The sequence below is a fragment of the Syntrophorhabdales bacterium genome (genome assembly GCA_035541455.1).
Taxonomy (GTDB): Bacteria; Desulfobacterota; Syntrophorhabdia; order Syntrophorhabdales; family WCHB1-27; genus JADGQN01.
Window position 1 is genome coordinate 23,815 of sequence record DATKNH010000112.1, and the last position, 12,407, is coordinate 36,221.

At 52.0% G+C, this 12,407-nt stretch carries 10 protein-coding genes; 4 read left to right on the forward strand and 6 right to left on the reverse strand.

Going from position 1 to position 12,407, the window contains the following annotated elements:
• Positions 1–10: 10 nt before the first annotated feature.
• The gene (nuoE, locus tag VMT71_11520) at positions 11–1,123 is read right to left on the reverse strand and encodes an NADH-quinone oxidoreductase subunit NuoE (GenBank protein HVN24592.1); all 1,113 of its coding nucleotides are present in this window, start codon (positions 1,121–1,123) and stop codon (positions 11–13) included.
• A 188-nt stretch (positions 1,124–1,311) separates the two neighbouring features.
• Positions 1,312–2,862, reverse strand: a complete 1,551-nt coding sequence (locus tag VMT71_11525; protein HVN24593.1) for a fused MFS/spermidine synthase — start codon at positions 2,860–2,862, stop codon at positions 1,312–1,314.
• Positions 2,863–3,278: 416 nt separating this feature from the next.
• Between VMT71_11525 and VMT71_11530 the strand changes: the two genes are divergently transcribed.
• From VMT71_11530 to VMT71_11545, 4 genes are read left to right on the forward strand one after another with little or no spacing between them, the layout of a single operon-like run.
• Complete coding sequence (locus VMT71_11530; protein ID HVN24594.1) at positions 3,279–3,962, forward strand: response regulator transcription factor; 684 nt, start codon at positions 3,279–3,281, stop codon at positions 3,960–3,962.
• On the forward strand, positions 3,946–5,364 hold the full coding sequence (locus tag VMT71_11535) for a heavy metal sensor histidine kinase (GenBank protein HVN24595.1): 1,419 nt from the start codon (positions 3,946–3,948) through the stop codon (positions 5,362–5,364). Before VMT71_11530 ends, VMT71_11535 begins: the two co-directional genes overlap by 17 nt.
• On the forward strand, positions 5,361–6,812 hold the full coding sequence (locus VMT71_11540; protein ID HVN24596.1) for a DegQ family serine endoprotease: 1,452 nt from the start codon (positions 5,361–5,363) through the stop codon (positions 6,810–6,812). The genes VMT71_11535 and VMT71_11540 overlap by 4 nt, the downstream gene beginning before the upstream one ends.
• A gap of 32 nt (positions 6,813–6,844) precedes the next feature.
• Positions 6,845–8,050: a type II secretion system F family protein gene (locus tag VMT71_11545; protein HVN24597.1), complete on the forward strand. Its 1,206-nt coding sequence runs from the start codon at positions 6,845–6,847 to the stop codon at positions 8,048–8,050.
• Between the two features lie 2 nt (positions 8,051–8,052).
• On the opposite strand, the gene VMT71_11550 is transcribed toward VMT71_11545, so the two are convergent.
• The 4 genes from VMT71_11550 to VMT71_11565 form a co-directional block, all read right to left on the reverse strand.
• The gene (locus VMT71_11550) at positions 8,053–8,646 is read right to left on the reverse strand and encodes a DedA family protein (GenBank protein ID HVN24598.1); all 594 of its coding nucleotides are present in this window, start codon (positions 8,644–8,646) and stop codon (positions 8,053–8,055) included.
• 89 nt (positions 8,647–8,735) lie between these two features.
• Positions 8,736–10,094 (reverse strand): sigma-54 dependent transcriptional regulator, encoded by a 1,359-nt coding sequence (locus VMT71_11555; protein ID HVN24599.1) that lies wholly within the window; start codon positions 10,092–10,094, stop codon positions 8,736–8,738.
• Positions 10,095–10,192: 98 nt separating this feature from the next.
• Positions 10,193–11,746: an ATP-binding protein gene (locus tag VMT71_11560; protein HVN24600.1), complete on the reverse strand. Its 1,554-nt coding sequence runs from the start codon at positions 11,744–11,746 to the stop codon at positions 10,193–10,195.
• The gene (locus VMT71_11565; GenBank protein ID HVN24601.1) at positions 11,736–12,188 is read right to left on the reverse strand and encodes a Spy/CpxP family protein refolding chaperone; all 453 of its coding nucleotides are present in this window, start codon (positions 12,186–12,188) and stop codon (positions 11,736–11,738) included. Before VMT71_11565 ends, VMT71_11560 begins: the two co-directional genes overlap by 11 nt.
• Between the last annotated feature and the right edge of the window lie 219 nt (positions 12,189–12,407).

The following is a 12,407-nucleotide window of genomic DNA, read 5'->3' on the forward strand; positions in this document are numbered from 1 at the left end:
TACAATCTCCCTATGCTTCCCGATGCTGCTTCAGTATGCCGGCGATCTTCTCCGGCGTGAGGTTACCGTGCACTGTCTCGTCTATCAGCATGGCCGGCGCCTTATCGCAGGCACCAATGCAATTTGTCAGTTCGAAAGAGAAGCATCCGTCGACCGTTGTCTCGCCCGGTCCTATGCCGATTGCATTCTTCACGCTCTCGATGATCACGGGCGCTTCCTTGAGGTAGCACGGCAGACTTCTGCATATCCTGATCACGTGCTTTCCCAGCGGCTTTCTCGCGATGAAGGAGTAAAAAGTTGCAACGCCGTAAACCTCACTCAGGGGAACGTTAAGCTCGGCCGCAATCTCCGCCATCGAATCCTCCGAGACGTAGCCGGCGCTACCCTGGCTCTCCTTGAGCAGGTCAAGGAGCTTTGCCCTGGTTCCATTAACCGAGAAACAGCTGGCGGAAGGTTTTGCTTTGAGCTTCTCTTTTGGCCTCTTAACGCCTTCGGGCCACATCAGTGCATTGGTCGGGCAGTACTCTATGCATATGCCGCAATCCCTGCATACTTCCTTGTCGAGAGTCACATCGCAGTCGACGACGACCTTTGAATGAGAACCGCGGTACGCCATGCTGTAGATTCTTTGGCAAGCCACCTCATCGCAGGCTCTTATACACTTGCGGCAAAGAATACATTTGGACATGTCCCTGTACACGTAAGGATTCTGCTCTTCAGCTGCATAGAGGCGCGGTTTCTTGACGTGAAAGCGGGGAGGACCCGCCTCCAGGTCGGAAGCAAGCTTGTGCAGGCCGCATTCCCTCGCCTCCAGATCTGTGACACACGTGCCCGTATGTCCGGCAAGAAGAAGCTCTACCGTTGCCAGGCGAGCGTTGCGCACCCTGGCGGAATTTGTTGTGACGATCATGCCGTCTGCAACAGGCGTGTGACAGGAGCCGACCAGGGCGCGGGAGCCTTCGACCTCTACGACGCAGATGCGGCAGTTACCGGAGGGCTTGATCCCCTCCTGATGGCAGAGTCTTGGAATGCTTATGCCTGCAGACTCCGCGGCCTCAAGAATCGTGGTGCCCTCAGGCGCGCTCACTTTCACGCCGTCAACCGTGATATGCAGATCGTTCATTCTCTGCCTCGCTTTCATTCAGCCAGGGAAGGCGTTTTGCTTTGCCCATGCATCCTCGGGGAAACCCGGCTTCGACTCGCGAAACGATCTCGCTTTACTATAAACCAAGTGCAGAAATTTTACCCGAAGACAAAACGGTTTGCACGAGGGTATTCTTGTCATGCCACTGATAGGAGTTGCCGAAGCGGCTATTTCCTTTTCCTGTTGTAGCCGAACCTTTCCTCAAACACCGGCGCTATGAGATTATCCACAGGAGCATAGCTATCCGTGATAACAATCGCGTGAGGATTGGCGAGAAGCTTGCGCATCAACGCATCCGAGACTATGGCGGATTTTGCTTCACTGCGATAATCTTTCTTCAGCCAGGCATCAAACTCCGCCATGTCAAGAGGGCGAACGCTCGCCATGACAATGAATGTGCTGATCCGGAGATTCTCGAAATCAGGGCTCACAGAAAAAAGGTACACGTTCTTCTCGCCAAAAACTGCCTGCAACGTCTTCATGTAAGAAGGCAGAAAGGCGCCCTTTTGAAAGTTGTCGATGATGTTCGATAAAAGTATGCCGTCCGGGGTCATGATTGATTTCAACTGGGCCATGAATTCCTTGGTGGTGAGGTGATAGGGGATCGAAAGATCGTTGTATGCATCCGTAAATATCACGTCGTACTTCTCTGCGGAGTTCATGACGTACCAGCGGCCGTCGGTGTTGTAGGTCTTGATACGTGTGTTCGCCGGAAGCCCCAATTTATCGTACACGATCTTTGTGATCATCGGGTCTATCTCGGCGACATCAATCTTTGCTTCGGGGTAAGTAATCTCCATATAGCGAGGAAAGGTGTAGCCGCCACCGCCTATACTGAGCGATTTGAAGGGCGCATGCTGGGCAAATCGCCATTTCATGATCTCTGCGTAGATGCGTTCGTATTCATACTCTATGTGGGTAGGGTCTTCCAAACAAACATAGGAGTGGATCAGGTTATCGAGGATGAGCGCCTGAAGCGTTTTCCCTTCAGTGCTCTGCGTTTTTGCCAGCTTCAACGTGTAGTAGTCGCTCTCCCTGTAGTAATAGTACCGCTCATCAACGTGCGGCTTATGCGCGAACACGTAAAAGCCTGAAAAAAGAACGAACATGGCTACGAGAAATATCGCTTGCGCCTTCCTGGCTTTGAAGAGGGCACCGAAGATAAGCGCCGCAGCAACAAGAAGCGCCCCCATTGACATAATGATCGGGCGCGTTCCCATCAGGGAGATCAGCGCAAACCCTGTTGCGAACGTGCCGATTATTGCGCCCAGGGTCGATACCGCGTAAATTTTCCCCACGACATTCCCCGCTCGTTCCACATTCTTCAAGGTGAGCCGCACCACGACCGGCGATATCGTGCCCAGGATACACCCTGGAATAAAGAAAATAATTGTGGTGACCGTGAAAATACGCCACATGAGCGAGAGCGGAAAACGGTGCGCAGCCACAAGGTCGGTAAGCGGGATAATCGTGAGAGAGCTGAGGCCGGAGAGGAGTAGCAAGATGCCGAGGGTCTTTCTGGCCGGGAAACGGTCTACGATTTTTCCGCCGATGTACGCTCCGATGCTGATTCCTGCCAGTATGACGCCGATAATGCTCGTCCAGGTATAAATGGAGACGCCCACAAAGGGCGCAAGTATCCGACCCGCCACCATTTCAATAACCAGGGAGCAGAAACTTGCAATAAACATGACGACGTACGCTTCCAAAAGAGTCATGAGAAAAAAATTTCCTTTCTATAGTATGGATCAGACCAACAGATGTCCTAGGACCTCTGCGCGGACATCTAGTTTTAGTGGATTCACAATTCTTTGTCAAACACTTTTTGGCGCGTTTGGCGACGGATTCGCTCAATAGAGATCGCAGAGCTCCGGCGATGCCTGAGATAGTCGAACGTCGTCAAACCTACTGGAATGGCCCGACTTTTTGTACTATACTATCCATGAGGGCTTGCGTCCCCCTTTCACCGGCAAGGGCGAGGTGATGCCGCGCTTTCGCTCGCCTGTCCGACAGAGTTGCATAGATTCCTGCTGGATGGGGAAGAGCGGGGCACAGTGCTCGGGGATGGGTCGAAGACCGGCTATCTGTCCGAGCAAAATAACACGGCTAACCGTGGGAATCTTGTGGGCTGACTATGAATGTACTTCTGATTGAGGACGAACTCAAGGTTGCAAGCTTCATCAGTAAAGGCCTCGAGGAGGAGGGTTACGCCGTGCAGGTAGCCTATAATGGTGCGGAGGGTCTGCAGCTCCTCAAAGCTGCCGCGTACGACATTGTGCTGCTTGACCTCATGCTTCCCGAGATAGACGGACTTGAAGTGCTGAAGACTGCGCGGAGCTGGGGCATGACGACCCCCGTGCTGATCATTACCGCCAAGAGCTCTAAAGAGGATGTCGTGCGCGGTCTCGACACGGGTAGCGACGATTATCTCACCAAGCCGTTCTCCTTCGAAGAGCTTCTCGCCCGTATGCGGGCGCTCCTCCGGAGAAAATCGGGCAGAGATGCCCACATCCTCCGTTACCGGGATATGACGCTCGATCCCTTTAACAGGGCCCTGACGGTTGGATCCAAACAGACCGAGTTGACAGAGAAAGAATTCATGATCATGGAATTGATGATCAAGAACAACGAGAGACCTGTAAGCCGCAAGGAAGTAGCAGAGTGTGTGTGGCAGGATGGTTCAGATTCTACCAACATCGTGGATGTCTATATAAATTTCTTGAGAAAGAAGATCGAGTCAATTTCCAAAAAGAAATATATCCACACTGTGAGGGGCACCGGCTACGTCCTTAAAGAGGAAGATGAAAAGGCTGACTAATCTACCGATACGTTGGCGTCTTTCTCTGTTATTCGGCGGAATACTGCTCCTGGTTCTAACGGCCTTCGGAGGCGGAGTCTACGTCTATTTCAAGAACAGCCTGCAGCGAAGCATCGATACCAAAATACGTTCGATCGCGGAAGTCATATCGTCATCAATAACGGACACCCACGATCCGACCGTATTCGGTAACTTCGAACGTTACCTGGAGAATGTATTGGGGCGAAAACCCAAAGGCAAATTCATCCAGATCATGGACAGATCGGGAAGAATCGGCGCCAAGATGAGCGACATCGAAACGCAGACTCTGCCGACGAGTTTTTCGACGCTGGAAAGGGCCACCCAGGGCGAGACCGTATACGAAACAATAGAAACAGGAACTCCCCGCCTTCGCATGATAACGTTTCCTATCATCGAGAATAAGAAGGTTACAAGCATCGTGCAGGTAGGGACCTCGCTAGAAGACTTCGACGAAACAATGAAACGGCTTCTCATTATCCTGCTTATCGGCATCCCTTCGTCCATAGTCGCGGCAATTGCAGTCGGCTACTACATGGCCAAAAAGGCGCTGAAACCTGTGGACCAGATCAGGAGGGCTGCCATCAAAATCTCGTCGAGCAACCTCGATGAACGGATAGATGTCGGCCGCAGAAAAGACGAGCTAAGCCGGCTGGCGCACACCTTTAACGAGATGATTGCGAGGCTGAAAGATGCGTTCCAGAGAATCAATCAATTCAGTATTGATGTCTCCCACGAACTGAAGACTCCTCTCACCATACTGAAGGGCGAAACGGAGGTAGCCCTCAGGAAACCTAGAGATAATGGAGTATACCAGCAGCTACTCACGAGCAACCTAGAGGAGATTAACCAGATGGCCAGAATCATAGATGATCTTCTCCTCCTGGCTAAAGCCGATACCGGCGAGACCCAGCTCAAAGTAAACGAGGTGGATCTGAAAGATCTGATACTGGAAGTTTACTCGGGCATGAGCATCCTCGCCGAGAAGAAGAACATAGAACTCACGGTGGAGGAATTGCATGAAACCAGGCTGCCCGGAGATGAGTTGAAGCTGCGGAGGATGCTCTGGAATGTCGTGGAAAATGGCATAAAATACACGCAACCGGGCGGGAGAGTCGCCATTTCCTCACGCCCCGAAAACGGGTCAATACGGATCAATGTGAAAGACACGGGAGTCGGCATATCGGAAAAGGATTTGAAGTACGTGTTCGACAGGTTCTACAGGGCAGGCGGCTCGAGAAACAGGGAGAGCGGGAGCGGCCTGGGCCTGTCGATCAGCAAGTGGATTGCAGAGGCACACAAGGGCACGATAGAGGTGGAAAGCCATGCCTCTTCTGGCACCATCTTCTCGATCAAACTACCGCTGGCTGGAGGAGCTACATGAGAGACAAGAAGTGGTTCGGCGTAATTCTTCTGCTTATATTGATCCTGGCAGCTTCACTATACGCGAGAGAGAAACTGACCTCTCGTGAAGAGGCCAGTGCACCCAAGAGTGTGGGCACCCACCAACCCGCTTTCAGCGGAGGACTGCCGCAGTTCACCACGCTGGTCAAGGAAGTCTCTCCGTCGGTTGTCAATATCAGCACCACCACTGTAGTTAAGGGAATGGACCAGGGCGAACGTTTCATGGGCCCATTCAGGGAATTCTTCGGGGAGGACTTTTTCGAAAAATTCTTCGGAGACCATCCGCAAAGGGAATTCAAACAGCGGAGCCTCGGGTCCGGATTCATTATCGATAAGGAAGGCTATATACTGACGAATAACCACGTGGTGGAAAAGGCCTCGGCTATAAAAGTGAGGCTGAAAGACGGCAAGGAGTACGATGCAAAAGTCGTGGGTAAAGACTCAAAGACCGACATCGCGGTAATCAAAATAAGCACGAAAAATGGTGTGACCGTTGCACCCCTGGGGGACTCGGATAAACTTGAGGTAGGGGAATGGGTCCTTGCCGTGGGCAATCCCTTTGGTCTTGAGCATACGGTCACCGCAGGCATTGTGAGCGCCAAGGGAAGAGTGATCGGGCAGGGGCCCTATGATGACTTCATCCAAACAGATGCGTCCATCAACCCGGGGAATAGTGGCGGACCCCTGTTCAACCTGAAAGGCGAGGTTGTCGGCATTAATACTGCTATTGTGTCCGGCGGTACGGGTATCGGCTTCGCCATACCCATCAATCTTGCCAAATCATTGCTGCCGCAACTGAAAAGCAAGGGCAAAGTGGTCAGGGGATGGCTCGGTGTCGTCATTCAGAAGGTTACCCCGGAGCTGGCAAAAAGTTTCAATCTGAAAGAGTCGGAAGGTGCACTCGTCTCTGATGTGATGGAGGACAGCCCGGCCAGCAAAGCCGACATACACAGGGGCGATGTGATCATATCGTTCGATGGCAACAGGATCAAAGAAATGGAACAGCTGCCGAAGCTCGTTGCCGGCACGGAGGTGGGCAAAAAGGTGAAACTCGGCCTCATAAGGGATGGCAAGAATATCGAGGTGGATATCACGGTCGGCGAACTCAAAGATGAAAAGAGAGAGGCAAGGGAAGCGCCGGAGACTGAAAAGAATTACGGTCTGGTGGTGCAGAATATCACTCCGGAGATTGCCCGCCACCTCAACCTCAAAGATCGACGGGGCGTCATTGTCACCGATATTCAGCCCGGCAGCCCCGCAGAAAATGCGGACCTGAGAGCAGGTGACATCATAGCGGAGATTAACAAGAAACCGGTTCGCAATGTGGTGGATTTCAAGGAGATTATGAAAAGCGCTAACCTGAAGAACGGCATAGTCATTCTTGTGAAACGGGAGAACGTCACGTTCTATGGCGTGATGAAGGAATAAACTTTTTGCGCGTATGGACGATAATAGTCCATATGCCACTCTTTGAATGGGAAGGCCGCACCTCCAAAGGCGAAGTAAAGTACGGTTCGCTCGCCGCCGAGTCTGAACTCGACCTCAGAACAATGATGAGACGGGAAGGTATCATTCTCGTCAAATCGAAAGAGAAAAAAGAGGAAAAAAGCGCGCGCTACAGCTTAAAAAAGAAGGTGAAGCCGGCGCAGATAGGCGTCTTCACCCGCCAGCTGGCGACCATGCTCACATCGGGGCTGCCGCTGGTCCAGTCCCTGGAGGCGCTTTCACAGCAGCTGGATGATGGCAATTTGCGCCTTATCGTGAAGAACATAAAACAAAAGATCGAAGAGGGCGTGCGTTTCGCCGACGCCTTGAGAGGTTTTCCAAAGTGTTTCGACGATCTCTACGTAAACCTTATTCTTGCGGGGGAAGAGGGCGGCAACCTTGACAGCGTCCTTATCCGGATCGCCAGCTACATTGAGAAAACCGAAAAACTGAAGAAGAAAGTAAAGTCCGCGCTCATCTATCCCGCAAGCATCATCGTTGTCGCAATAGCGGTAGTCATGGTTCTTCTCGTGTTCGTGATACCCGTGTTTGAAGGGATGTTCAACAGTTTCGGCAGGGCATTGCCTGCGCCGACCCAAATGGTTATAAACCTCTCCAAGTTCGTAAAGTCATGCATTCACTTCATTATCGCAGGAATGGTGGTCGGGGCATTTCTCTTGAGGAGATACTATAAAACCGAGATTGGCGCCAAACAGATAGATGCGCTCCTCCTGCGCCTTCCCGTACTGGGTCTTCTCTTGAAGAAAGCCTCGCTGGCAAGGGTCACCCGGACGCTTTCGACGCTTCTCACCAGTGGCATCGCCATCCTGGAGAGCCTTATCATTGTCGCCAAGACCGCGGGCAATAAGGTTATAGAGGAAGCCCTGGTTACGGCCCGTACACACATCAGCCAGGGACGCTCTATCTCCGAACCGCTCAAGGAGAGCGGTGTGTTCCCGCCCATGGTGATCCAGATGATACAAGTAGGTGAAACGACCGGAGCGCTCGACACCATGCTCAACAAAGTCGCCGACTTCTACGAGGATGACGTGGACAACGCAGTGACGAACCTGACAGCTCTTCTCGAGCCTGCGCTCATGGTCTTTCTCGGCGTCGTGCTGGGCGGTCTGATTGTCGCTATGTATCTCCCGATCTTCCAGCTCGGATCGGTCGTCGGCTAACATCAGGGCGCTTGCGTATCTGCGTTTTGTCCGTTTTCCAGTTTTCGCTTTCTCCTCAGGAAGTAGATCGCCCACACCAGTGCACCGGCTCCTAGAATCGCCAAGGCAAGCCACCCTTCGATTTTCCTGGCTTCTCTGAAAATGTTTTCCGCCGCGGCACCGAAAAGAAAACCGATACAGCTGAAGGCCACCACCCATATCAGCGCACCCGCTGCGTTAAGCGCGAGAAAGCGATAGACGCTGATACGGCTCGCGCCAATGACCAACGGCGTTACAGTCCGGAAACCGTACATGAAACGGAACAACAGCATTATCCATGTGCTGTGGCGATCAACGAGGCGGCTCACCCTCATTGCTTTCGCCCGCCACACAGAGCGCTTTTCCAGGAAAGGCTTTCCCTTGAGCCTTCCGATGAAGAAATAGACCTGGTCCCCTGCAAGGCTCCCCGCGAATGCCGCGAGCATCACAAGCCAGAGCTTCATGTATCCCTGATGAGCGGCAAAACCCGCAGCGATCACTATGGTCTCACCCTCCACGAATGTTCCAGCAAGAAGGGCTGGATAACCGTATGCGGCAACGAACTGTTCAACTGTCACGGACTGTGCACCCGCGATCTCTCCGGAAATTACGACAACATCGAGAGTGAGCACTGCTGCGCAAAAAACAGTCAGAGCAAAGAAATGGGCTAGTGTGTACCTTCCCTGCTGATACCCAGTTTCTTCATCTTGTACCTCAGCATCCTTTCGCTGATGCCAAGGGCTGAGGCCGCCCTCGTTTGCACCCATCCGGCCCCCACCAGAGCTTCAAGGATCATCTTCCTTTCTGCCGTTTCCACAACCTGCTTCATCCCCGCATCGGGCACCGGTTTTTCGGCGGCGACAAACATAGGAAAATCCTCCCTCGAAAGATATTCTCCCCGTGTCAGCACTACTGCCCTCTCTACCATATTCTCCAACTCCCGCACATTGCCGGGATAATCATGCTTTATGAGGAGATCCCTGGCTTCCCGCGTCAAGCCTTTAATCGATTTTTTGTGTCTTTCAGCATATTTTTTCAGGAAGTGATCCATGAGGAGTGGAATGTCATCTTTTCGCTCGCGTAACGGCGGAATCACCACAGTCACTACATTAAGCCTGTAAAAAAGGTCCTCCCTGAAGCGGCCTGATCTTACCTCTTCCCCTAGATTCTTGTTTGTTGCGCTGATGATGCGCACATCAACCTTAATGGGACGCAAGCCCCCTATCCTCTCTATCTCTTTCTCCTGCAAGACCCTGAGCAGCTTGGGCTGAAGCAGGAGAGGGACATCTCCGATCTCGTCCAGAAATATACTGCCTTTGTGCGCCATTTCAAATTTCCCCACCTTCCGCTGGTAGGCGCCGGTAAAGGATCCTCTTTCGTGGCCAAAAAGTTCACTCTCGAGAAGAGTTTCGGGAATAGCCGAACAGTTGACCTTGATGAATGCATTTCCTTTTCTGTCGCTCAGATCATGGATCGCATCGGCGATCACCTCTTTCCCCGTGCCGCTTTCACCTTCGATGAGACAGGTGGAGTCGGTTTTGGCAAGCCTCACCACCAAACTCATAACCTGATGCATCTTTTCGCTCGTGTAGATGATCTCCTCTGATTTCAGCCTGTCCTTCAGAGCCTCTTTCAGGATCATATTTTCCCGCACAAGGTAGCGCTTCTCCTCTACCTTCTTTATTTTAAAGAGTAGATCATCGAGATCGATAGGTTTGGTCAGGTATTCGAACGCGCCTGCTTTCAGCGCGGTCACCGCGTTCTCTATGCTGCCAAAGGCCGTGACCATGATCACTTCCACTTCAGGATTGATCTCCTTGAATGTCTTGAGAAGCGTCAGGCCGTCAGTATCCGGCAGTTTGTAGTCCAGAAGCACGACCTCAAAGGTTTCATTCCTGAATAGATCGAGAGCTGTTCTTCCGTCTCCCGCAGCACTCGCGGCGTAGCCCTCTTTTGTGAGCAGACCGGCAAGCAGACTTCTCTGCGCCTCCTCGTCTTCCACCACAAGTATGCTCATCCGATCCATGTTCTTCCTCCTCGGCAATTAATGAGATGCACGCCCCTTGTATGCCTGGTTATCATACCCGCCTGTCGTGCCGGACAACAAACCGCAAAATCACGGCACTATCGTTTCATAGGTAACGTGATTATAAACGTGGCTCCTTTGCCCTCTTCACTCGTCACGTGAATATCCCCTCCATGATCTTTGACAATAGTGAATGAGATGGGGAGCCCGAGACCCATGCCCTTGTCCTTCGTAGTGTAATGGTACTCGAATATTTTCGAGAGCTGCTCTTTCTCAATTCCCGGACCGGTGTCCCTGACGAAAAGATACACGGACGGGCCGTGAACTTGGGATGAAATCGTAACCGTACCGTTTGCCCCTATAGCCTCGATGCCATTGAGGAGTATGTTATGAAAAGCCTGCTTGAGTCTTTCTTTCTGGCATCTTACCACAAGAGTGTCTTCGACGCGATTTACGATGCGGATACCTCTCGAATCAGCCCGCTCACGAAGGATTATGGCGACCTCCTCTATTATCGTGCTCACCTTTTCATCTTCCATCGGAGCGTGCGATTTCGTCGCAAGCAGGAATTCTTCCACAAGATGATTTACCCGTGTCAGTTCCGCCCGCACGATATCAATGAATTTGTAGTACTCATCCTTTTTTTCCTCGGCCGGCACAAATTCACGTTTGAGTCTCTGGATAGACATGCTCATCGCATTCAATGGATTCCTTATCTCGTGCGCCATTCCTGAGGCAAGCTTTCCCAGGGAAACAAGGCGCTCCTTAAGCTCCATTTGCCGTTCCATTTCTTTAAGCCTTTCTGAAGCCTTCCTTTCCAGCCGGAATATGACGTATATACCAGCGGCACCACCCAAAAGCAGCAGAGAAAGAAGAGCGATGAAACTGTACGTGGTCCTCTTCTGGGTATCCCTCACGACGCCGCTCGACATACTGATCTCAAGGATGTAATTCGGGAAATAGCGGGTGCTGAGGGGCGCTACTACGCTGTACCCTTTGTTGGACGCGGGTTTGAGCCCCAGGTATGGAGCGCCCGTTGGATCAAAGACGGATATGCCGCTCACGTTGAGCCGCTTTCCTTCTGCCATCAAAATCGACTCAACGATTGCTTTCTTTCTCAGATTCATCAATTCCTCTTCATCAAGGCTCACAAACAGGAGGTGGTTTTTTGCTTTGACTCCGATGAGGAGCGTTTGATCCCCATCTGACGGCATCCTGAGGACAGTGCGTTCGCCTTTTTTTGCGAGCGCCTCCACATACGGCGCAGGCACGTTCATTGACCCCTTCCGTTCAATCTGTCCGCCCTTCTCGTTAGTCACGAGCGCGTGGCGGTGCTTTATATGCTCCGCATCCGGAACTGCCAACCTGTTCAGTTCGTCGTAGAGGTCATCCACGATGGATTCGTCGTATCCGAGAATATTGAGATAGACGGGTGTAATGATCGCAGGAGACTTCTCCAACAATTCGAGGTAGCCTATGCTCCTGTCTATCTCCCGTTGAATGCTCTTTGACAGGATTTCACCTTCAGCCTGGAGAATGCCTTCGATGTTTTCTTTGATGATTCTGATCTGAAAAAAACCGGTGAAAACTATAAGAACAAAGAATATAACAAACAGGGAAAGGGGAAAAAATAAAGCCCTCTTATCTCCCATGCCCTCTGTACCGGGGTGCTGGCGCCATCCATCTTTGTTGGGACGGCGGCGAGACCCCTCTCATCCTTTCTCCATTTGAGAACTTCTCATATTGGCCCCTCTGCTGTTCATTGAGAACCCCGGAAACCTCCCCGCGATAACGTCTGTAAAGATTCTCTTTCGATGATTGGACACTGTTGAGCTCGTTTTCAAGCCTGCGCGACCGTTCCCTGCCTGCTTCCGAGTTCCGGTCAACACTCTGGAGTTCCAGTCTTTTCCTCGCAGACTCGTTATTAAGCGTTCTCAACTCGTCCATGTATTTCTTCTTTATCTCTTGTGCCTGCTCCCTCTGCGAATCGCTGAGGTTCAATCCTTTTTCGAATTCCTGATAGGAATTCTGAGCCTCGGCAGGTGCGAAAAAGAGACCGAGGAAGATGAGGGTCGCAAGTATCCAGAAGCTCATACTCTTAGCACCTGCCCGGACCGCGGGTAGTCAAAGAGACAGTTTATTATACCGTAAGGGGTACCCACGATTCATGCCGATGGACGTCAGTCAGGGTCAGGTGCCCCTATCGCCGCAGCGTCTGCACAGCGGGAAAACCTATCGCGGGCCTTCCGCACGCAGAACGCACTTCACGCGCAGCAACATGGGTGCCACGGCTACACAAGCATAAGCCCTTGA

What these genes read in the sequence shown, in the direction of transcription:
- VMT71_11555 (HVN24599.1), bottom strand. Translation starts at nt 10,094, where the DNA reads ATGGATCGGATGAGCATACTTGTGGTGGAAGACGAGGAGGCGCAGAGA.
- VMT71_11545 (HVN24597.1), top strand. Translation starts at nt 6,845, where the DNA reads ATGCCACTCTTTGAATGGGAAGGCCGCACCTCCAAAGGCGAAGTAAAG.
- VMT71_11525 (HVN24593.1), bottom strand. Translation starts at nt 2,862, where the DNA reads ATGACTCTTTTGGAAGCGTACGTCGTCATGTTTATTGCAAGTTTCTGC.
- VMT71_11560 (HVN24600.1), bottom strand. Translation starts at nt 11,746, where the DNA reads ATGGGAGATAAGAGGGCTTTATTTTTTCCCCTTTCCCTGTTTGTTATA.
- VMT71_11535 (HVN24595.1), top strand. Translation starts at nt 3,946, where the DNA reads ATGAAAAGGCTGACTAATCTACCGATACGTTGGCGTCTTTCTCTGTTA.
- VMT71_11530 (HVN24594.1), top strand. Translation starts at nt 3,279, where the DNA reads ATGAATGTACTTCTGATTGAGGACGAACTCAAGGTTGCAAGCTTCATC.
- VMT71_11565 (HVN24601.1), bottom strand. Translation starts at nt 12,188, where the DNA reads ATGAGCTTCTGGATACTTGCGACCCTCATCTTCCTCGGTCTCTTTTTC.
- VMT71_11540 (HVN24596.1), top strand. Translation starts at nt 5,361, where the DNA reads ATGAGAGACAAGAAGTGGTTCGGCGTAATTCTTCTGCTTATATTGATC.
- nuoE (HVN24592.1), bottom strand. Translation starts at nt 1,123, where the DNA reads ATGAACGATCTGCATATCACGGTTGACGGCGTGAAAGTGAGCGCGCCT.